The organism is Streptomyces sp. NPDC006733 (genome assembly GCF_040636125.1).
Classification (GTDB): domain Bacteria; phylum Actinomycetota; class Actinomycetes; order Streptomycetales; family Streptomycetaceae; genus Actinacidiphila.
Genome location: NZ_JBEYJD010000067.1, coordinates 1 through 19,552, shown reverse-complemented (window position 1 = coordinate 19,552; position 19,552 = coordinate 1). Strand labels below are relative to the sequence as shown.

Annotated in this window: 19 protein-coding genes and 1 pseudogene; 9 read left to right on the top strand and 11 right to left on the bottom strand. The window is 71.4% G+C overall.

Features of this window, described 5'->3' with window-relative positions; translation table 11 throughout:
* Positions 1-423 precede the first annotated feature (423 nt).
* From ABZ721_RS37130 to ABZ721_RS37120, 3 genes are read left to right on the top strand one after another with little or no spacing between them, the layout of a single operon-like run.
* Entirely contained in the window at positions 424-1,029 is a 606-nt protein-coding gene (locus tag ABZ721_RS37130) for an ankyrin repeat domain-containing protein (protein ID WP_358793220.1), read from the top strand.
* Positions 1,026-2,159: a YncE family protein gene (locus ABZ721_RS37125; RefSeq protein ID WP_358793219.1), complete on the top strand. Its 1,134-nt coding sequence runs from the start codon at positions 1,026-1,028 to the stop codon at positions 2,157-2,159. Before ABZ721_RS37130 ends, ABZ721_RS37125 begins: the two co-directional genes overlap by 4 nt.
* Positions 2,156-2,581 carry a hypothetical protein gene (locus tag ABZ721_RS37120; RefSeq protein WP_358793218.1) on the top strand — a complete coding sequence of 142 codons (426 nt, stop codon included), beginning with the start codon at positions 2,156-2,158 and terminating at the stop codon, positions 2,579-2,581. Before ABZ721_RS37125 ends, ABZ721_RS37120 begins: the two co-directional genes overlap by 4 nt.
* Before the next feature lie 368 nt (positions 2,582-2,949).
* On the opposite strand, the gene ABZ721_RS37115 is transcribed toward ABZ721_RS37120, so the two are convergent.
* Together ABZ721_RS37115 and ABZ721_RS37110 are read right to left on the bottom strand one after the other, a co-directional pair.
* Positions 2,950-4,347 carry a vanadium-dependent haloperoxidase gene (locus ABZ721_RS37115; RefSeq protein WP_358793217.1) on the bottom strand — a complete coding sequence of 466 codons (1,398 nt, stop codon included), beginning with the start codon at positions 4,345-4,347 and terminating at the stop codon, positions 2,950-2,952.
* Between the two features lie 184 nt (positions 4,348-4,531).
* Positions 4,532-4,816 carry a hypothetical protein gene (locus ABZ721_RS37110; protein WP_358793216.1) on the bottom strand — a complete coding sequence of 95 codons (285 nt, stop codon included), beginning with the start codon at positions 4,814-4,816 and terminating at the stop codon, positions 4,532-4,534.
* Between the two features lie 421 nt (positions 4,817-5,237).
* On the opposite strand from ABZ721_RS37110, the gene ABZ721_RS37105 reads away from it, so the two are divergent.
* A complete protein-coding gene (locus ABZ721_RS37105) occupies positions 5,238-6,251 on the top strand; it encodes a LuxR C-terminal-related transcriptional regulator (protein WP_358793215.1) in 1,014 nt (337 codons plus the stop codon).
* A gap of 71 nt (positions 6,252-6,322) precedes the next feature.
* Here the strand turns inward: ABZ721_RS37105 and tgmB are convergent, their stop codons facing one another.
* The 6 genes and pseudogenes from tgmB to ABZ721_RS37075 all read right to left on the bottom strand — a co-directional run bounded on the left by tgmB (position 6,323) and on the right by ABZ721_RS37075 (position 10,193).
* Entirely contained in the window at positions 6,323-7,264 is a 942-nt protein-coding gene (gene tgmB, locus ABZ721_RS37100) for an ATP-grasp ribosomal peptide maturase (protein ID WP_358793214.1), read from the bottom strand.
* Between the two features lie 13 nt (positions 7,265-7,277).
* The gene (locus ABZ721_RS37095) at positions 7,278-7,469 is read right to left on the bottom strand and encodes a hypothetical protein (RefSeq protein WP_358793213.1); all 192 of its coding nucleotides are present in this window, start codon (positions 7,467-7,469) and stop codon (positions 7,278-7,280) included.
* A 251-nt stretch (positions 7,470-7,720) separates the two neighbouring features.
* Entirely contained in the window at positions 7,721-8,485 is a 765-nt protein-coding gene (locus ABZ721_RS37090) for an MBL fold metallo-hydrolase (protein WP_358793212.1), read from the bottom strand.
* A gap of 302 nt (positions 8,486-8,787) precedes the next feature.
* Positions 8,788-9,168: pseudogene (locus ABZ721_RS37085) on the bottom strand (phosphotransferase); the annotation flags it as partial.
* A gap of 107 nt (positions 9,169-9,275) precedes the next feature.
* Positions 9,276-9,518: a hypothetical protein gene (locus ABZ721_RS37080; RefSeq protein WP_358793211.1), complete on the bottom strand. Its 243-nt coding sequence runs from the start codon at positions 9,516-9,518 to the stop codon at positions 9,276-9,278.
* 279 nt (positions 9,519-9,797) lie between these two features.
* Complete coding sequence (locus tag ABZ721_RS37075; protein ID WP_358793210.1) at positions 9,798-10,193, bottom strand: DUF805 domain-containing protein; 396 nt, start codon at positions 10,191-10,193, stop codon at positions 9,798-9,800.
* Between the two features lie 894 nt (positions 10,194-11,087).
* Here ABZ721_RS37075 and ABZ721_RS37070 point away from each other — a divergent pair.
* Positions 11,088-11,513, top strand: coding sequence for a hypothetical protein (locus ABZ721_RS37070; RefSeq protein ID WP_358793209.1), 426 nt, complete (start codon positions 11,088-11,090; stop codon positions 11,511-11,513).
* A gap of 119 nt (positions 11,514-11,632) precedes the next feature.
* Here ABZ721_RS37070 and ABZ721_RS37065 read toward each other — a convergent pair whose 3' ends face one another.
* Together ABZ721_RS37065 and ABZ721_RS37060 are read right to left on the bottom strand one after the other, a co-directional pair.
* Positions 11,633-12,466, bottom strand: a complete 834-nt coding sequence (locus tag ABZ721_RS37065; protein ID WP_358793208.1) for a hypothetical protein — start codon at positions 12,464-12,466, stop codon at positions 11,633-11,635.
* A gap of 34 nt (positions 12,467-12,500) precedes the next feature.
* Positions 12,501-13,250, bottom strand: a complete 750-nt coding sequence (locus ABZ721_RS37060; protein ID WP_358793207.1) for a DUF6345 domain-containing protein — start codon at positions 13,248-13,250, stop codon at positions 12,501-12,503.
* A gap of 610 nt (positions 13,251-13,860) precedes the next feature.
* Between ABZ721_RS37060 and ABZ721_RS37055 the strand changes: the two genes are divergently transcribed.
* From ABZ721_RS37055 to ABZ721_RS37040, 4 genes are all read left to right on the top strand, one after another.
* Positions 13,861-14,592, top strand: a complete 732-nt coding sequence (locus ABZ721_RS37055; RefSeq protein ID WP_358793206.1) for a hypothetical protein — start codon at positions 13,861-13,863, stop codon at positions 14,590-14,592.
* 347 nt (positions 14,593-14,939) lie between these two features.
* Positions 14,940-15,425 (top strand): nitroreductase family deazaflavin-dependent oxidoreductase, encoded by a 486-nt coding sequence (locus tag ABZ721_RS37050; RefSeq protein ID WP_358793230.1) that lies wholly within the window; start codon positions 14,940-14,942, stop codon positions 15,423-15,425.
* A 546-nt stretch (positions 15,426-15,971) separates the two neighbouring features.
* Positions 15,972-16,379, top strand: coding sequence for a hypothetical protein (locus tag ABZ721_RS37045; RefSeq protein WP_358793205.1), 408 nt, complete (start codon positions 15,972-15,974; stop codon positions 16,377-16,379).
* A 591-nt stretch (positions 16,380-16,970) separates the two neighbouring features.
* Positions 16,971-18,257, top strand: a complete 1,287-nt coding sequence (locus ABZ721_RS37040) for an MFS transporter (RefSeq protein ID WP_358793204.1) — start codon at positions 16,971-16,973, stop codon at positions 18,255-18,257.
* Positions 18,258-18,538: 281 nt separating this feature from the next.
* Here ABZ721_RS37040 and ABZ721_RS37035 read toward each other — a convergent pair whose 3' ends face one another.
* The gene (locus tag ABZ721_RS37035; protein ID WP_358793203.1) at positions 18,539-19,429 is read right to left on the bottom strand and encodes an SDR family oxidoreductase; all 891 of its coding nucleotides are present in this window, start codon (positions 19,427-19,429) and stop codon (positions 18,539-18,541) included.
* Positions 19,430-19,552 lie beyond the last annotated feature (123 nt).

Genomic DNA, 19,552 nt, shown 5'->3' with positions numbered 1-19,552 from the left:
GCGCTCCCCGCCCCGGGGGTCAACCGATCGGATGACCCCGGTGTCATCCGCCGGGCGCCGCGCGACCAGCCGGAACGACGACCGTCGGAAGCCGTCTGCGGGCGCAGGCTGGAGAGCGGTGACAACCCGTCGCCGCACCCGCTCCCGTAAGGACCCCCGCCATGCAGACGAGCGCGCGCCGGCCGGTCCTCGGCTACCCCGATCGCGGGCCGGGGCGGGGCCGGTGCACCCTGGGGTGGGCGGCCCGGTCGCGCGGTTCGCCCAGGCCGCAGAGGCCGCACCCGGCACCTCAGCCCCCGGCCCGGCGGGGTCGGCCCGCAGCCCCCCGCAGCGACCCCCACGGCGCCCGCTGCCCCGTACCGTGTGCCGACGATCTTCCCTCCCCGCCCTCCGTGTCGCCCGAACCCTCCCAGGAGTCCCGCCATGCCCGCTCCCCGCGCAACCGACCACGCCTTGCTGACCGCCGCCGAGCGCGGGGACGCCGCCGCGGTGCGCGCCGCCCTCGCCGCCGGGGCCCACCTCGAAGCCCGCGACGCCGACCTGCGCACCCCGCTGCTGCTCGCCGCCCGCGGCGACCACGTCGAAGCGGCGGCCGTGCTCGTCGCCGCAGGTGCCGACGTCAACGCCCAGGACCACCAGGACGACAGCGCCTGGCTGGTCACCGGCGTGACGGGCAGCGTCGCCATGCTGCGGACGCTGCTGCCGGCAGGCCCGGATCTGACCTTGCGCAACCGCTTCGGCGGCGTCTCGGTCATCCCCGCCGCCGAGCGCGGCCATGTCGCCTACGTGCAAGCCGTCCTGGACGAGACGGACATCGACGTCAACCACGTCAACCGGCTCGGCTGGACGGCCCTGCTGGAGGCGGTGATCCTCGGCGACGGGGGCAGCGCTCACCGGCAGATCGTGCAGATCCTGCTCGCCGCGGGGGCCACCGCCGACCTGGCGGACGCCGACGGCGTCACCCCCCTGGTCCACGCCGAACGCCGAGGCTTCACGGACATCGCCACGCTGCTCCGGGACGCCGGATGATCCGCCGGATCGCGGGTGCCCTCCTCGTGGGGGCCGTCCTTACCGGCTGTGCGCAGGGCGCGGGGGAGTCCGCCCCGGATCGACCGCGCCCATCGACGGTGACGCCCGTGTCGCCCGCCGTTCCCGACCCGTCCCGGCCGCCGTCCCCCGGCGCGGCGGCCGCCGCCCGCACCCTGCTCGTGGCCGACTTCGACGGCGACACCGTCACCTTCGTCGACCCGGCGCGCGGCCCCGTGACATCCGTTCAGGTCGGCCTCGCTCCCTACGGGATCGCACTGGGCCGTGACGGCCGCGCCTGGGTCTCCACCGCCGAGGGTGTCGCGGTGGTCGACACCGCCGCACACACCCGTACGGCCCTGATCCCGTACGCCACCGAGACCGGTCGCCCCACCCGGGGCGAGTACCGCGGCGGAGGCATGGGCATCGCGCTCGCCCCCGACGGCCGGCACGTCTATGTCGGCGTCAACGTCCCGGACCGGGACGGGGTGGTGGAGGTCATCGACACCACCTCGGGCACGGTGACGGACACCGTGCCCGTGGGCCGCCGCCCCTTCGATGTGGACCTCTCCCGCGACGGCCGCGAGGTCTACGTGACCAACCACGACTCCTTCTCGGTGACGGCGCTCGACGCGGCCACCCTCGCCCCGCGCACCTACCCGGTCGCCCCATACGGCACCGAGGGCGGCCTGGGCTCCTGGCTCAAACCGCACTACGCCGCCGTCCGCCCCGCCGACGGCGCGCTGTTGCTGCCCTTCGAGGGCGAACGCCTGGCCGTCCTGGACCCGCACACGGGCAAGGTCACCATCGAGCCCATGACCGCCAACACCCATCAGCACGGCACCACCATCACCCCCGGCGGCACCCTGCTGGTGGTCGGCACCGGCCCGATCACCACCGCGGACACCGCGGCATCCCTCACCGTCCGCAGCCCCGCCGGCCGCGAACGCGTCATCCCCCTGCAGGGCGCCCATGAGAACGTCGCGGTCTCCCCGGACGGCCGGACGGCCTACGTCACGGGCGGCTTCACCCGCGAGGGCGCCTGGGACGGCATCACGGTCGTCGACCTCGCCTCGGGCGACACCCGCCGCCTGCCCGCAGGGGTGCGCCCGTTGGGCATCGTCGTCCTGTGAGAGGCGGCGCCCGACCTCCTCGTGGTGGTGGCGTCCTGGACGGCCGGGCCGGTCATCTCGATGACGACGGCGTCCCGTTGGTACTCGACGGGAAGGTGCGCGCGCTCTTCGGCCCGGCAGATGGAGGCACCGTCCGCCGGGTCGATGATCACTGCGGCGAGTCGGGCGGTCAGCTCAGCGATGATGCCGAGAACCTCGCCGCCGGCCGGGCGCTCGACCAAGATGCTGCCGGCGTCGGCGAGCAGTTCGGCGTCGCCACCGTCCCGGGCACGAATCCAGACGTCGAAGCGCCCGCTGTCCTGGACGAGGGGAGGGCGGCGGTCGACAGAATAGGGCTGCAGGACCGCCCGAACCACGTCGAGATCGAGATGTGCCGGCTCACCGCCGACGAATCTGTGGATCCACAGGTCGTGACTCACTGACTTCCTCCCGGTGGCGCCGGTCGCCTCTCCCTCCGAGGGGCCCGGAGTGGCTTCCACGGTGTGCGGTGGCGGCCAACCTCAGCGCACAGGAGCGGTAGCCGGCGTGGCGGGCACGGTACGGCGGCTGCGCTGCACGAGGCGAGTATGCCGGACACCGGCCGCTACCGTGCAGCCCGGCAGGGGCTGCGACGCTCCACCGCGGCAGGTGGCGGGTCCCGGCCGGCAGCACGAGGGGTGTAGTGCTCTCGGCAAGCGGGAGCACTGCACCCCTCGGTGGGCGGCAGGGTCACGTGCAGGTGCGGAAGCGGTATCCGGCCGGGCGGGCGTTGCGCGGCGGTCGGACGTTCATGCGGACCGGTCCGAGGGGCTCAGTTGGCGGTCAGCTTGTTGGCGTAGACGTAGGTGGCGATGTCGCGGCCGAGCTTGAGGCCGTCCGAGGCGTCCCAGGCGTAGTGCACGCCCAGCCAGAGACGGCTGTTGGCGTCCTCCTGGGCGGCCTGGCTGAAGCTGGTGAAGGTGCGCGACGTCACCGGGGAGTGCGGGTCCTCGGTGGTGACGGTGAAGGTCAGGGTGTCGGTGCCGAAGAACTTCTGCAGGATCCCGGCCCAGGCGCCGGCGAAGGCGGAGTGGCCGGAGGCCCAGGCCGGGAAGCACGGGCTGAAGTGGTGCCCGGCCCGGTCCGCGGACAGCGGCTGCCAGGTGGCGTCGAGGCCGCCGTCACGGATCGCCGATTCGGGGCGCCACAGGTCGATGGGGGTCTGGTACTTCACATCCCACTCGCCGATCGCGGCATCAGCCATGGCCAGCGACACCAGCGCGAACAGCCGGGTGCTCTCGTACTTGCTCAGGTTGCGCTGCGCGGCAATGCTCGCGGTGGCGCTCAGCAGCTGCCCCGGAGGCTTGTAGGTGCCGTTGAGGTCATTGGCCCAGAACCAGGCGGCCGCGGTCTGATCCGTGGTGCGCTCGGTGGAGTTCGCAGCACCCAGCCGGCGCACCTGGTCGACCTGGGCCGCGTAGGCGGGGCTGGCCAGCAACGACGCATAGCTGCTGTAGGTGCCGGGCGTGGTCGGCCGGAACTGGGCGCCGGAGGTCAGGGCGAATGGTTTGACCTTGCCCCACTCCGGGGTGACCGCGTCGGCGCCGGTGGCGCACTTGCTCTCCGAGGTCCCGGCGGGGTCGGTGGGCCGCCAGGCGCCGGGCACGTTGTCCGGTACGTACAGGGCCGGATTGTCGGCCCCGTCGGCCGAGCGGGCCTGGCGCATGTTGGTGACGATGGTGCCGACGATCTGGGTGTCGATGACGTCGTAGTCGGTGGGCTTGGTCCCGAACCGCTCCTGGAACTTCCCGTCCAAGTACGCGGTCTGGGCGGGGTAGAGGTCGTGGAGGATGTTGTAGGCCGTGCGGCCGATCACCCGTTCCTCCTCGTCCGCCCCCTGGCCCAGGTTCCAGTACTTCGGGGCCGCCAGGTACGCCTTGTACTTGGCGGTACCGAAGGTGGCCTGGTACGAGCTCTCCGCGTCGAAGACGGCCGCGTTCATCATCGCGGCGGACCGGGCCAGCGCCCCGGGTGATCCGGCGGTGCCGGTCGCGCGGCGGAACATCTCCTGCAGGGCGCCGTTCCAGTACTGGGTCGGGTCGCCGGTGTAGTTCGGTGGGGCCGCGACGGCCGCGGCGGTGAGCTGGGGCGCCAGGGACAGGGAGCCGATCACCGCCAGCAGCGTGGTGCCGATGGCGATGCTCCGTTTGCCGCGGACGCCGGCGGTCACCGCTCGGCGGTGTGGGCGCGCTGCCGGTGAGCCGGGCTGCGGCGGGGCGGCGTCGTGCCGGGCCGTGCGAGTGCGCGGGAACACCATGAGGGAACTCCTTGGGGTCGGGGCGGATCTCTGCGGCCGGGGCGGCCTGGTGCGCGGGACGGGCGGGGCGCCCCTCAGCTCGGGGCCGGAGCGCGGGCTAGCGGGCGTCCGGGCCACGGACGGCCGTGATGTGCCAGCCGGACAGCACCGGAGAGCGCAGGAGCGCCCGGCGGTGGATGCGTTCCGCCGCCCGCGCGGCTTGGTGGGGGTTGTCGGCCATGACGAACACGACGACGTCGATCCGGCCTGACCCGACCTGGGCGAAGACATGCTCCAGACGGTCACCGCGCTCCGCGGTGGCCCACAGGGCGTCCAGGAGCTGGTGCCGCTCGACGTCCGGGCGCCGGGCGTTGGGCGCCGCGCACAGCGTGATCGCAACCATGGCCAGATACACGGATCCGGTCAGTCCCAGATCAGGCCATAAGGGAACAGCGACATGACGGGGTACCTCGTCTCCTCAGCGCGGTGGTGCATGGCCGCCGCCGGGTACGGCGGCGTAGCGGGAACGTGCGGCGTGCGGTGGGGGGCAGGGCGCGATCGCCTGCCGCGGTGCGAGTCTTGCCGCCGGAGCCCGGCGCGGGAAGGGACGCGAGGTGAGAGCAACCGCTCTGGAGCGCTTGCTCTCATGCGGTACCGGGGTGCCCGTGACGGGGGCCCGGTACCGCACTCGATCCCCGTGCCCCCGATGCCCGGCGGCTGCCGAACCGGCCAGGGTCGCTTTTCTCCAAGACTCCCGCCGGTCCGGCCCCGTACCGTGCCAGGCATGAGCTGAGCACGGCGGCAAGGCGCAGGGGGGCGGAAGAGTGCTGGCTGCATTAGGGCTCGACAGCGACACCGAGGCCGTCTACCGGTTGATGGCCGCCCGTCCGGAGGGCTGGGGGGTGCGGCGCATCGCCGCGCATCTCGGGCTCGACGACGGTCAGGTGCGCGACGCGTTGGACCAACTGGCGGCGCTCGAACTGCTGCGGCAGTCCGTGAGCCGGCCCGGGGCCTGGCGGGCGGTCAGCCCTGAGCAGGGCCTGTCGCACCTGCTGCGGCAGCGACAGGACGATCTCGAGCGGCGGCAGGTGGAACTCGCGCAGAGCCAGGCGGCGGTCTCCCGGATGATCGCGGAGTGCACGCAGGCGGCTTCCGGGCAGCCCCGTCCCGACAGCGAACGTCTCGTCGGGATCGACGCGGTCCACGCGTGGCTGGAGCGCGTCGCGGACCGGGCGGCGTCGTCGGTGTGCACCTTCATGCCCGGTGGGGCACAGTCCCCCGCTGCCCTCGCGGCGGCCCGGCACAACGACGCCAGGATCCTCGCCCGCGACGTGAGCATCCGCACGGTCTGCCTGGACAGCCTGCGCAACAGCCCCCCGACGCTGGACTACGCGCGCTGGCTCACCGCGGCCGGCGGCGCGGTCCGGTCCCTGCCCACACTGCCGCTGCGCATGATCGTCATCGACGGGACCAGCGCCCTGGTGCCCCTGGACCCCGCCGAGACCCGCCGCGGCGCGGTCGTCCTGCATGCCGCCGGCGCGCTGAGCGCCCTGACCGCGCTCTTCGAGCAGGCGTGGTCCACCGCCCTGCCCCTGGGAGCCAGTCGACCGCGCGACCGCACCACCGGGCTGAGCGCCCAGGAGCGCGAGCTCCTCACCCTGCTCGCCGGCGGCCTGACCGACGAGGCCGCCGCCACCCGCCTCGGCGTGTCGCTGAGCACCGTCCGCCGGTGCATGGCCGGCCTCATGGACCGCCTCGGCGCCCGCAGCCGCTTCGAGGCCGGTCTGCGCGCCGCCGAACGCGGCTGGCTGCTCCCTCCGCCGCGACCGGCTGGTTGAGCGCGCTGTGCCTCGCGGCGTGCTGCAGTAGCGTGCAGGGCGAGGCGTTCGCGCCGATGTTCGCGGCGTCGTCAGGTCCCGTCGCGGGCCAGCCAGTCGGCGATCGCCGCCGTGATGGGCTGACCGGTCGCCAGCTCGATGAAGCCGAACTGCCCCGACTGGTTGCACTCCAGGAACCACCAGGTGCCGTCACCGTCCTCCGCGAAGTCGAAGGCGCCGTAGGCGAGTCCGGCCGTGTCCATGTAGTCCCGGACCGCCTGCGCGATCCGCGCGGGCGGTTCGACCGGGTGCCACTGCGCCGCTTCGGGGCTGCCGAAGCGGCCGTCCACCTGGTCCGGTTCCGCCTTCTTGGCGGCGGCGAACTGCCGGCTTCCCACGCAGGTCAGCCGGATGTCGGCGGTCTTGCGGATGTACTCCTGCAGCAGGGTGGGTCCTGCCGAGACCGCCGAGAAGTCGGGGTCCGGCGGGACCAGGGTGGTCGGCAGCACCAGGGGCGGGTTTCCCGGATGGGTGCCGGAGACGGACTTGACCACCAGGTCCGGGTGCTGTTCGGCGAACCGGCGGGCCGCCTGCGGAAAGGTCGTGATCAAGGTGGCGGGCACCGCGAAGCCCGCGCGGTGCGCGGCGAACAGCTGCCAGGGCTTGTAGCGGGCCTGCTCGGCGGCGGCCGGATGGTTCATCCACGGCGCCGACACGCAGCGCAACGCCCCGTACAGGGCGCGCTCCGCCTCGGTGGTCAGCCACTCCGGCTGCTCGGCGTGGCGCGCGGCCGCGGTGCCCGGGGTGCCGGGGCGCCGGATCCACACCGAGCGCAGGCGGCTCATGCTGACGACACGCCCCTGTACGGACAGGAAGCCGTGCACGTCGCCGCGCACGTACTCGACGGACAGGGAGACCTCGCCGGGCAGGTCGGCCGGGTCCAGCCGCACCACCGGCACGGCTCGCTCGTGCAGGGCTGCCACCACCAGGTCCGCTGTCACGTCCTCCGGGACGGTGAGAATCAGGACGGTCATGTTCTGTGAGGGCTCAGTCGTCGAAGTGCGTCTTGGAACCGGCGGTCGAGGCGGTGGAACCGGTGGCGAGCAGCATCACCGGGTCACTGATGACGGGTCGTCCATCGGGCAGCACGTTCAGTTGCTGCGCGCTGTTGTAGCTGTACAGGACGGGGAAGGTGTCCGGGGTGGCCGGCCGGGCATGAATCAGCGCGAACGCTCGCATAGTTGCTCCTCTGTCACGTCGGGCCGAGTGGTGTCCGGCACGTATGCCCAACTACGGCTCTACGTATGAGACTTGCTCAGCGTCCGTGGTGTTCCCGTTACGGATGTGACGAAGGTAACTATGCGTGTCTGGAGCGCCCCACTCCGGCACTCTCCGTGACATTGCGGCTCTTCAGGGTGAGGAACACCACTCCGAAGGACGTTTACCACCCCGAACCGCCGATTCGGGCGCCTCGTCAGGGCTTCCGGACCCTAGCGCCGTCGGGCCTGCTCCTGGTTCGAGCGGTGGGGACCGAAGAGCCACTCCGCATGCGACCCCAGACGCGCGTCGACCGGTTCCACTCCGTGCCGGAGCGCGTCGAGGTAGGCACGATCAGCGGCAAGGCGGGCCGCCACCTGGGGGCCCTCGGCGACGGCGCCGTGGCCGGGGACCACGACGCCCACGTCCCGGACCGCCTCCCCCAGCCGGTCGAGCGCGGCCGCGTAGGCTCCCACCTGATCGTCCTGGCGGACGTCGAAGAGCGGGATCAGGACATCGGAGAGCATGTCACCGGCGAGCAGCACCCCACGGTCCGCGAGCAGCACCGCCGCGTGGCCGACCGCGTGGGCCTGATGCTCGATGAGCTCACCCGGCACCGGGCCGCCGCCCGCGGGCAGATCGGTGAGCAGCGCGACGAGGTCGACGGGGATACCCGACGCGCTCTGCGCCGCCATCGTCTGCGCCCGCTCCCGTGCCTCACCGGCAACGCGGGCGGCGGCAGGGGTCGCATAGCGCGGTACGTCACCGAACCGGGGATGCCAGAGCAGGTGATCCCAGTGCGGATGGGTGCAGAACCCGGCGACCACCGGAAGGCCGAGCCGCTCCACGTCGTCGGCGAGATCGTTCAACTCCGCGCCATGGATCCCGGGGTCGATGAGGACCAGCCCCTCCTCCCCGCGCACCACGATGGAATTGCTCCAGACCCACTCGCTCTGCCGGACCCAGACGCCGTCGGCCACCTCATGCAGCTTGCCCATCGCTTCACTCCCTCGGTTGGTTACCGTGCTGAGACTGCGATCCGCCCCCGAACTCATCGCTCCCAACGACCGCCGCGCGTCGCCGCCGCGGGGCCGCGTCGCCCGCCGACCGGAGGCCGCAGGACGAATCCCCCAGATCGTGCCGCAAGCTGGCCGGGCCGGTGAGGAGGCAGCCCCGACCGCGGCCGGCGCGACATCGACGAGCCGGCCGACAAGGGAACGGACGCGCCGGGGCGACTGTGCGGCTTCAGGGGAGGGCCCGTGCCGGCTCCGGCAGCCGTGCGGGATCGGGACGGGGCTTGCGGGCCATCCCATCCGGGGGCGCTCAGCGCCGCATCCCACAGCTCGGTCATGGCCACGGCGTCGAACGCACCGCCGACCTCCGCGATGGCCGCCCGCGTCGTACGGTCCCGGTCGATCAGCGGCCGACCGGTGAGGTCCGCGTGAACGGGAACGGCCAAGGGCAGGTGCGGGGCGAGCCGGGGGAGCCACTCGGCTTCCTTCGCAGCCTGCCCGATGGCGCCCGCATGACGGGGCAGCCGCACGGACAGGTGCTCGCCCAGCCGGTAGATCACATGGTCCGAACCGGCCGGGTCGAGCCGTTGGAGCGGCAGCTCGGCCCACTGCGGGAACTGCGTAGCGACCAGGCGCCGACGCTGGCGTCTTGCCAGGGAAGCCCGCAGTCCAGTCCACGCAGTGGCGTTGGCGTCGGGGAGCCCAGGGGGCGACACGGACGATCGACACCCTGATCACGATGACGCTCGCGGAAGTTCGTCAGCCCGGACAACGGTCAGGGGCCGCCGGTCGTTACGAAGACACAGACGGTGTTCGGGGGTGGGCTGGCGCACGGATTGGCCGTCTCCCGCGCCGAGTGGCCTGCCTGCAGCAGCACGATGCTTCCCGCGCCGGCGACGACCAGGGCCGCCCCCGCGACCAGCAGCGTCCTGACCCGATCGGACAGACACCCGCGGGCCTCGACCAGAGGCGGCGCCGGGTACGCGCCTTCCAGCTCTACCGGATCCAGGTGCAGCATGCGCGGGCCGCCTCGTATGCCGTCGAGCCCGCCGGACTGCCGCGGGGACCCATGGGACTACCGTCGTGGAACCCGGCTGCCTGCGCGTGCGATCAGGGAAGGCCGCAGCCACGGAGGGGATTGTCTCCCTGCAGGCGCTGCCCGGTCCAGGGTGCGTGGTCGGCCACCCGGCGCTCTGCCGAGGTAGTCACGCGATGGCGCAGGGGGCGGCCGGATCCCGGCGGACAACGCACTGCGGCCCCCGGGCGAACACCGGGGGCCGCAGTGGGGAAGCTGTGCTCAGTACTGGCCGGGGGCGGGGGTGTACGGGGGGCCGCCCGTGTAGCCGGGGCCGGCCTTCGGGTTCGGGCCGTACTGGTTGTCACCCGGCGTGCCTTCGGTGGCCGCGAACACGATGAGGATGATGCCACCGACGCACGGGATCAGCCCGAGGAGCGCCATCCAGCCCGACTTGCCCGTGTCGTGCAGGCGGCGCACGGTCACTGCCAGGGTCGGCAGGAAGGTGGCGAGAGTGTACAGAGCGTAGAGCAGCGGGTAGCTGCCGATAATCCGGTCCAGCACAACCAGCACGACGATGATGATGAAGTGGAACAGGGCGAACATCCAGTATTCCTGGCGGCGCGCCCGCCCGGCGAAGTTCGTGTACTGCTTGAGCACGTCGAGGTAGAAGTTCATTGTCCCCCCAAGGACCGCGATGGCGCCTGACCCAGTAGATCAGACCGAGAGGGGGGAACGTATGTGCTGGCGGGGCGGGGGTCAAACCGTTACCTGGCCGGGCCGTTGTCCGGTTCCTCGTGATGGAGGCGGCGCGCACGCACCAGGGGGCTATCAGCGCCCACCCCCTGAGGACAAAGCACTTCCGAACGGGGCGAAATCAACCCCGCCGCCCGCCCGCAGGCCCGAAGACAACCATCGGATCACGGAAACCTGCGTGCGGGGGCAAGGTCCCCACGCGACCTTCCCGCATTCGCCCGCGCCGGCAAGGCGGCAAGAGGGAATTGATGGGTCCTGCGGCATGAGGCTGGGCGACGTGCCGCCCGCTCAGGAGAGCACGCTCCCGCGCCCATTGGGCCGCCCCGCCGAAGCGAACGAGGACACCCGCCCCGGGGCCGGCGCCGACCTCGTCCGCCTCCGCCCCCGGTCGTCGCGGCCGACGGGCTGCGCCCCGCCGACGCACCGCACGATCGGGGTCGCCACCCTGGCGGTCCACTTCATCCCCTGACGGAGGTGCAGCAGGCCGCCCCGTCGGGGCGATCGGGGCGCCCTGGGGTCCTCGCCACGTGAACGCCGATGCCGCGGTGGGCCCGGGGTCGTCACCGGCGACCACGGCGCCGTCACGAACCGGGCCTTCCGTCCGGGGGCGTTCAGGACGGCTCGTACGCACCGCCTCGCCCGCACCCCGCTCGCCACGATCGGCGGATACCTATATCTCAAGAGGTTCAAATAAAGACGAGCTGGTCAAAAGCTCGGGTTCTGCGCGTAATACGGGCACTTTTGATATCTTCCCCTCGCCCCGACCAGACCTTATGATCTTGCTCTGTCCGTCCTCGGGAACCATAGGGATGCATCGTGGGAAATCGTGTATCACTTTTCAGAAATGCAGCGACCGTCGGCATAGCCGCCAGCGCGGTCGTTCTCATGGCGGCGACGCCCTCGCTCGCCGGAACGGACGTTGACGTCTCTTCGTATGTGTGCACCCATGTTGCCTGTGCATATGAGGCCGCCAGTGCTTCCTTCATTTCCGACGGGGACGACTGGAAGGTGTGCGACGAGTACGCCGACGGTGAGCGCGCCAAGATGTCCATCACTTATGTCAACGACAATGGCAGCACCGCGACCGACTACCTGGAGGCGACGGGGGGCGCCGGGACCTGTGTGAAGGGTGGCGTCGGGGAGAACATTCCCGAGGGCAACCGGGTGACGGTCAAGGTCTGGCACCAGAACGGCCCGACGGGAACGCCGCAGGACGTCAGCACCGGCTACGGCAAGGCGTAAGCGCCACCGGTTCCGTCCGTCCAGCGGACAAGCGTCCGTTGGAGCACGGCGCGCCGGCTGTCGCGGGCGAACGGGTCGCCGGGGCGCTGCCCCCGGCGACCCGGCTGCGGCGCGTGGCGCTACGGCGCCTGGGGCGCCGGGTCCGGACGGGTGACGCTCGGGGCGATCTGGTCGAGGTCCCAGGCGTGGGTGCGGGGAGCCGGCAGGTCCTCGCTGTAGCGGTTCAGGTAGCGCACCGGCTTGCGGCCCATGCCCTCGGTGGTCGGCGCGTAGACGACCCGGATGGCGGGATAGATGTCCAGGAGGAACCCCACCGCGGCGGAGTGGGTGATCCCGGCCTCCATGGACTCCGGTTCCGCCCCCTCCACGTCCGGAGGCCGCCAGCCCAGGTCGACGCGGCGGGCCAGCGCCTGCATTTCCTCCACGGCGAGGCCCGGCAATTCCGGCCAGTGCAACTGGAGGTAGCCGATCTGCCGGTCCGCCGTCAGGCCCAGAAGGCACCCGGACTGCCATACCGGACGGTCTTCCACGTACCTGCCCACCCGCGCGTACCGGTTGCCGGGTTCAGGCTCCTCGAGCTCCGCGCGTCCGGACTCCGCGTCGAAGCGTGCGACCTGGGTCTGTTCGCACACGATGCCCTCGTGCGCGATCTCCGACTCCGGCACGCCGAGGGCGGAGAGCACCGCCCGGCAGCTGCGCAGCAGTTCCTCGTCGGACCCTTCGAAGACGCCCAGCTCGCGGCCGACACCGAAGCGGTCGTCCTGCACGAAGTACGTCAAGGAGTCGAGCCGCCTGCTGAACAGGATGTTGCGGGAGCGGAGGCCGAGCATGTTCTGCAGACCGCCGGCTTGCTCGACACCGTCGAAGCGCAGCCCCAACACCGATTCGCCCAACTGGCGCAGTGCTGCGACGTCGTCGTCACTGTCGTCATAGCCACTGCCTGGTGACGTCATCGTCCCCCCTCCCCGTATTCCGCGGGTGCGCCGGTCACTGGGTGCGCCATTTCCAGGCGAACCAGGCCGGGGTGAAGTTGAAGGTGCTGTGCACCCCGATCGTCTCGCGGTCCCGCCGCCAGATGGCGTCCTCGCGTGACTCGCCCGCCGCCAGCGCCACCGCGCTGCACCCCGGCTGGATGTCGATCGTGCCGGCATCCATCCAGGCGTCGCCGACGCTCTGATGAGGGAAGGGCCAAAAACCCCCGGCGGCGCGGATCGCGAAGGCGAAGCCCCGGTCGGCGCTGTCCAAGGTGTCCGCCGACAGGTTGCCCGAATGCCCGAGCGCCACGTGCATGCCGCGGAAGACGGGGAACCACGAGTTCGCCAACGAGATCAGGTCCATCGGACAGCTGGCGTCGATCACCGCGTATTGGATCCCGTTCCGGGAATTCCCCCAGCGCACCTCGCTTCCGATGGTGATCACGTTCGGCCGCCCGAACGAACTGCACACCACCAGGAAGTCGGGATCCGTAGCCTGAGGCGACCGCTGGCAGATCCCGTGACCGGCGAAGAAGTACAGCTCGACGAGATCGCTGCCGCCTTGCGGTTCGAGGTCCCCGCCGCCCGCTTCACGGAAGTCGGAGCCCCAGACGTCCGTGTTCTCCCAGTGGCTGAACAGCTGGTGACCGGCGTGCACGAACACCGCAGCGAAGGCACGGGCTTCGGGAATGGTCGCGGGGAGATCCGGGCCCCCGCACCCATTGGGAATGTAGTCACGCACAGCACCCGTAGAGAACCGCATCAATAATCCCCCCACGCCCCTCGGGCAGCGGAACATCCCGCACATCACTGCCAGCTGACGGTGTCGCGTAGCTACCTATCATGCGCATTCCACGGGAAAGCAGCAACGGTCGCGCGCGCCCCGCATCAAATGGGTGTACCTCGTCCGCATCGACCGGCTGAACAGGCCATCTGGCGAAGCTATTACACGCCGTTCAGCTGAGCTCCAGGTGAACGCGGCAGATGGCTTCGCCAGCGGCATCCCGGCCGAGCGCAGCGCTGCTGCAGAGCACTTGGGAAGCCACAATTCCGTATGCATCGGAGGCCTCTCCCCAGGGGCTGCGCTTTCGTCAGTTCAAGGGCTCGGCCCCGACGACTGCAGGCCGTGGGGCGCGGCGACGCTCCCGCTGAGGCACCGGCGCGGAATACGGGACTGGCCCATCGCCGTACTGCATGCGATCACCGAGGGCCAGGACGCCGGCCGGGCCCCGCGTCATGACACCCCGTATTCCGGTGCCAAGCGCGCCGGACGACGCCGACTGGCCAGCCGCAGCCACTTCATCGTGGGATGCCTCACCAATGCCGGACTGATCATGACGACACTCAACCCGGAAGCTCAGTAGTCTGCGGGCATGACGGAGCATCCGGGGTTCGACGCGCTGCTGGCGTCGCTGCTGGACCGTAGGGGGTTCGGCGCACCGGAACTTGCCGACCGTGCTGGGCTGACACCAGGCGAGGTCCGCGCCGTGCTCGCCGGGGACAGCCCCAGCGAGGAGCTCCTGCGACTGCTCGGGCCGGCGCTGGGATTCCATGCGGTCGATCTGTTCATCCTCGCGCGGCTGGCGATCCCGGAGGACCTGGCGCCGCTGGACGCCACGGCCGCACAAGCGGTAGGAAGCACAGTGGCGGAGGCGGTGCGCCTTTCCGCCACGCTTCGCCGCGACCTTCTCCGGCTGACCCGCTCCTTGCCGCAGCAGGAACGCTGTTCCGGCTTCGCCCCGAAACTGCTCGCACCTCTCGACGGCGGCCCGGGAGCCTGCGTCATCCGCATGCTCCAGTACCGCAACTTGAACTGGTCGGGCATGGCGCATGCTCTCGGGCTACTGACGCCCACGTATCTGTCGGCGTCCACCTACGGTGTGATCGGCTCTGGTCGGTCGGAGTTGACGCCGCGCTTGGTGACGGACTGTGCAACCCTGCTGGGGATCGACTCTTGCGATCTGGCCGCACTGACGGGCGTCCATCTGACCGAGGCGCCACTGCCTCTGTCCCCAGAAGCGGCGGAGACCGCAGCCCTGCTGTGGGAGATGCGACGACTGTCCGCCGCCCAGGCGCAAGACGTCTGTGACGTGGCACGCGCCTGACGGGACGGCCCTCCCACTACAGGCTTCTCGCGGCACCGCCTGGGTCTGCCACCTGTTGACAGTCCCGCGGACCAGATCCTTGGAGACAAGGCGCCAGCGTTTGGGTTCGCAGTGGCTGTATGCGACGACGTTCTGCCGAGTGATCTCCGGGTCCGAATGCTCGCCGAGCACGGGCCCGCGGCGCCGACCCGCCGATCCGGGGTTGGCGGCCGCAGCACGGGAACACCCTGACCCGGCCCGGGTTCGGTCCGTTTCCGGTGGCCGAGCGGAATGCGCGGTCTGGCCTTCGCAGGGGGCTTGTGCTGGACTGCGCGCGATAGTCCGTGAGCGACGACAGGGTGACCGCGATGCCTCTTGAGGGCGAGTACGAGCCGAGTCCGGCACAGTGGGTGCGCGAACAGGTCGAGCTGTATGAGAGCTCGGGCGGCACACAGGGCACGACGCTCTGGGACACGGGCCTGCCCGTCGTCATCATGACGATGCGCGGCGCGAAGAGCGGCAGGACGCGCAAGATTCCGCTGATGCGCGTGGAGCACGAGGGGAGCTACGCCGCGGTGGCCTCGAAGGGCGGCTTCCCGCGTCACCCGGTCTGGTACTTCAACGTCACCTCTGAGCCGCATGTGATGCTCCAGGACGGTCCTGTACGCCAGGACATGACGGCCCGGGAGATCACCGGGAGCGAGAGGGCCGCGTGGTGGGAGCGGGCGGTGGCCGCGTACCCGCCGTACGCGGAGTACCAGGAGAAGACCGACCGGGTGATCCCCGTCTTCGTGCTGGAACCTGTGCAGGTGGCAGATCCGGGGGACTCCCCACCGCCGTCGACGAAGCCCTGACCTCCGGGCCCCACCTGTTCGACCCGGCAGGGTGCCGCGTGGTGCGAATCTCTACGCGTGTCTGATCCGGCGAGGTGACACCCTGCTCGAACGCTGCGCCGCGACGCTCCGCGCGAGCGAGGCCGCCGCGACGTCACCAACCTGATCGACCAAGGCCCATGAGAAGGCGGCGACCCCGACATCCTGGGCGTTGTGGCTGCCTACTCCCGCGGCCGACGGCCGACGGCCCCCGACCGGCTTGGGCACCGGCGGACGCCGTCGAGGGCAGCCGGATCGAACCGCGTCTCTCCGATCGTCGCCGTCGGACGGCAGCGGACCCTGGACGCCGTGGTTGCGTGCGCCGAGGTGCGGTCCAGCGCGGTCGCTCCGCCGCTCAGGTCCGCCAGGGGAGTCGACGTGGCCCCGCGCGGCAGCACAACGGCGCCGCGGCGCCACCGCGCGACTCTGTGACGGCAGCGCCCCCTCAGCACGGTTCGCACCGCGGGGTGCTGCTGTGAGCCCCGTCTGAGCCGACTGTTCCCCTGTAGTCGCGGGCAAGCTTGCTGCATGGCGACGCCAGAGAACAACGAACAGCGGCGAGACGCAGATGCCCGTCTCTGGGAGCACCACCTCCACACCGACACCATGGTCTTCGAGCGCGGCAACCTGTTCCTCGTCGCACAGTCTCTGCTGGCGGTGGCGTACAGCACTACCGCCACATCAGGCACCACACATGCGGCAGCACGGGTCCTGGCCGACTTCGGGCTCGCTCTCACCGTCATCTGGGCCTACGTGGGACACCGCTATCACCGCTACAACCGGGCCATCCAACGGCGCACGGCCGAGCGCCTGCCGGACTACGCGGAAACCTATGCAGCCAGCCGCATCTCCGGCCCCAGTGCGATGCCGATGATCGCCTACGCGCTGCCGCTTCTCGCCGCCGTCATGTGGATCGTTTTGCTCATCGTCACCTAGCCGGCGCTGCCGTGTCCGGGCGCGGTCGACGGCCGATGTCGTTGAACTCCGCGCTGCGTGGTGGCAGGTAGAGCCCGTCCACGGTGGTTGCCGTCGGCTGCGGCACGCCGGGACCGGTTGCGGCAAAGCCAGCCATACCCCCTCGGAGCGCCACCCTCCCCGCACGAGCCGACGCCCCGGTGCGAGCACCGGTTCGGCGTCCTCCGCACATCCGACAGCGCGCCCGCCCCGCTCCACTCGTCGGCCGATCGGCCGCCCGGACCTCCCTCCGAGGTCTCGTGGGGGAGGAGCGGGAGATGAAGCAAGCTCGTCGACGCCTGACGGTCGCCGGGGGCGGCTGCCGGGCATCGGCAAAATTCGCGTGTCGCATCCGGCGGCCGCGGGCTAGGGTTCGGGTGCAGCGAGTGATCCCCGAGGAGCGAAGAGATGCCCGGTCGTCCGAGCGCGCGTTGACGTCTAGGCCGTGATCGGCCGGTCATCGCGTGCTGCCCTCGAGGGTGCGGCACCGCGAGCCTTCCCCTGCCCGACCCGTCGGCGTACCTGTCGTGCGCCGGGCGCTGGGCCTCGTTGTCGGCAAGCCAAGGGACTCCTGTGCCGTCTGCCTCCTGTGCTGCATCCGATGCTCGTCAACCGGTTCCGTTCAGCTTGTGGCGGGACGGGGACTTCCGCAGGCTCTGGGTAGGTCAAACGGCCTCCCAACTCGGCGAGCAGGCCGGCCTGGTGATTTTTCCGCTGTTCGCTGTCCTCACGCTTCACGCCGATGCCGGCCAGTTGGGGGCTCTGCGCGCGGTGGGGCAGGCGCCAACCCTGTTGCTCGCGCTGTGCGTCGGCGCGTGGGTGGACCGGTGGCGGACCCGCACGGTGATGGTGTGGACGGACGGCGCCCGGGCCGTAGTCCTGAGTGGCGCCGCCGTGGCAGGCTTCCTGGGCTGGCTCGGCCTGCCCGCGCTGTTCGTGGTCGCGTTCGCGGTCGGGGTGCTGTCCGTGTTCTTCGACGTGGCCTACCAGGCGTCCCTGGTAGAGCTGGTGCCGCGCGAGCAGTTGGTACGGGGTAACAGCGCACTCGAGGGCACCCGGTCCGCGGCCCAGATGGGCGGGCCCGCCCTCGGGGGTGCGCTGGTGTCCTTGCTGTCGGCGCCGATCGCTGCGGCCTCGAGCGCGCTGTTCTTCGCTCTGTCGTTCCTGTCGATCCGGCGGATCCGCCGCACCGAAGCGGTCGCAGAACGCGCTGAGCGCCCTGCACGGGTAGGGCAGCAGGTCCGGGAGGGTCTCCGGTTCGTGGTCGGTGACCCTGCGCTGCGGACGGTGTGCCTGGCCTCTGCTGCCTTCCAGTTCTCCTATGCGGCCTTGATGACCGTCTACCTGCTGTTCCTGCCACGCGAGTTGCATCTTCCGGGCGCCGCCGTCGGCCTGGTGCTCGCGGCGACCGGGCCCGGCGCGTTGCTGGGCGCGCTGCTCGCAGCCCGCCTGCCGGGCCGGTTCGGCCATGGTCGGGTGCTGGTGTGTGCGGCGGTACTCGGCGACGGCGCGTTCTTGGGTGTGCCGGCCCTGCACCACGACTCCATTGCGGTGACGCTGCCCGCGCTGCTGGTGGTCAGCTTTGTGTTCGGGGCTGGCGGCCAGTTGGTGAATGTCACGGTCATGGCGGTGCGACAGGCGGCCACCCCGGACGGGATGCAGGGCCGCGCGGCCGCGACCATCACGTTCGTCGGCATGGGGCTGACCCCGCTCGGCTCCCTGCTCGGCGGCTTCCTCGCACAGCAGTGGGGGTTGCGCACCAGTCTGCTGGTGACGGCCGCCGGCATGCTGCTGTCTCCCGTCGTGATGGCCCTGTCCCCACTGGCCCGCCTGGGACGCGCGCTCCCGGTGCGGCAGTGATGGGTGGCGCCTGCAAGAGGCCGACAGCCGCTCGAGAAGCACCTCTTGCGGCTGCTGGCCCAGGGCTGGGGGAGCGGCGCATCCGGGCCACGGTCGTCGCCGGGTCGAGGGCCGGCGCAGGGAGCAGGGCCTGGCCTGCCTCGCCCGTCCCGCCCGCGCGGGAGGGTGCCTGGGTCGGGGCCTGGCCGGACCCTCGTGCGGACCTGGATCCCCGCCGCGGGTTCGCCCCCTGCTCCCTCCGGCTCGACCGACGCCCGGCCGGCGGCCCGGTGCGGGACGGTCTATCCCGCGTCTCGCCCGGCGTGCGGCGCCATCCCCGCGGCGAACGTGGCGTGCTGGTCGTGCAGGAAGGCAGTGAGGGTGCGGGGCGGGCGGCCGAGCAGGTCGCGGACGGTGGTGGTAGGGGTTTCGGGCCGCGTCAGGGTGAGTTGTTGGATCTCCACCACATGCTCGGCGAGCCAGGCTGGCATTCCGGCGTTGCGGATGAGGTGGTCGCGCAGGTCGTCCGGCGTGAGGTGGCGGTAGCGAATCTGTCGGCCGGTCAGTGCGCTCAGGCGGGCGGCGAGGCCGGGGGAGGAGACGGCTTCGGCCCCGGTCAGTGTGTAGGTCCCGCCGGCGATGTCGGGACGGGTGAGGGCGGCGGCGGCAACGTCGGCGATGTCGCGGCAGTCGATGTAGTTGCAGGGCGCGTCGCCCGTCGTGCCGAAGATGATGCCCTGGGCGACGGTGGGGGCCAGGCGCAGGAGATTCTGCATGAACGCGTAGGGGCGCAGGATGGTGTGGGGCAGGCCACTGGCGCGCAGGTGTTCCTCGATGGCGTGGTGTCCGCGGGAGACGGCGACCGGGGAGTCGGGCTCGGCAGCAGGTGCGGAGATCTTGACGATGTGTTCGATGCCGGTGTCCGCGGCGATGTCGATGACGCGGGTTTCCAGTTCGACCTGCGCCGGGCTGTTGGCCATGGCGAGGAACAGTTGGCCGGCGCCCTGCAAGGCGGCGCGCAGGGACTGGGGGTCGGTGGCGTCGGCGTAGTGGACCTCGACGCAGGCAGGGGGTGCGCCCGCGGGTAGGCCGGGGATCGGCCGGTGCGGCGTGCGGGTCAGCGCGCGGACAGGTGTGCCGCGGGTGAGGAGGCTGTGGAGCAGGGCGTTTCCGGTGGCTCCGGTCGCTCCCATGACAACGATCATCGTGTGCTCATTCCTGGGTTGGGCGGGTGAGGTGCGCGCTGGGGCGGCGTCGGCCGGACACCATCACCGAACGCGGCTGGCCGCCGCTGATCTGGACGAGGCCGGACGGCT

What these genes read in the sequence shown, in the direction of transcription:
- ABZ721_RS37130 (WP_358793220.1), top strand. Translation starts at nt 424, where the DNA reads ATGCCCGCTCCCCGCGCAACCGACCACGCCTTGCTGACCGCCGCCGAG.
- ABZ721_RS37125 (WP_358793219.1), top strand. Translation starts at nt 1,026, where the DNA reads ATGATCCGCCGGATCGCGGGTGCCCTCCTCGTGGGGGCCGTCCTTACC.
- ABZ721_RS37110 (WP_358793216.1), bottom strand. Translation starts at nt 4,816, where the DNA reads ATGGTTGCGATCACGCTGTGCGCGGCGCCCAACGCCCGGCGCCCGGAC.
- tgmB (WP_358793214.1), bottom strand. Translation starts at nt 7,264, where the DNA reads ATGACCGTCCTGATTCTCACCGTCCCGGAGGACGTGACAGCGGACCTG.
- ABZ721_RS37095 (WP_358793213.1), bottom strand. Translation starts at nt 7,469, where the DNA reads ATGCGAGCGTTCGCGCTGATTCATGCCCGGCCGGCCACCCCGGACACC.
- ABZ721_RS37090 (WP_358793212.1), bottom strand. Translation starts at nt 8,485, where the DNA reads ATGGGCAAGCTGCATGAGGTGGCCGACGGCGTCTGGGTCCGGCAGAGC.
- ABZ721_RS37080 (WP_358793211.1), bottom strand. Translation starts at nt 9,518, where the DNA reads ATGCTGCACCTGGATCCGGTAGAGCTGGAAGGCGCGTACCCGGCGCCG.
- ABZ721_RS37075 (WP_358793210.1), bottom strand. Translation starts at nt 10,193, where the DNA reads ATGAACTTCTACCTCGACGTGCTCAAGCAGTACACGAACTTCGCCGGG.
- ABZ721_RS37065 (WP_358793208.1), bottom strand. Translation starts at nt 12,466, where the DNA reads ATGACGTCACCAGGCAGTGGCTATGACGACAGTGACGACGACGTCGCA.
- ABZ721_RS37060 (WP_358793207.1), bottom strand. Translation starts at nt 13,250, where the DNA reads ATGCGGTTCTCTACGGGTGCTGTGCGTGACTACATTCCCAATGGGTGC.
- ABZ721_RS37055 (WP_358793206.1), top strand. Translation starts at nt 13,861, where the DNA reads ATGACGGAGCATCCGGGGTTCGACGCGCTGCTGGCGTCGCTGCTGGAC.
- ABZ721_RS37050 (WP_358793230.1), top strand. Translation starts at nt 14,940, where the DNA reads ATGCCTCTTGAGGGCGAGTACGAGCCGAGTCCGGCACAGTGGGTGCGC.
- ABZ721_RS37045 (WP_358793205.1), top strand. Translation starts at nt 15,972, where the DNA reads ATGGCGACGCCAGAGAACAACGAACAGCGGCGAGACGCAGATGCCCGT.
- ABZ721_RS37035 (WP_358793203.1), bottom strand. Translation starts at nt 19,429, where the DNA reads ATGGGAGCGACCGGAGCCACCGGAAACGCCCTGCTCCACAGCCTCCTC.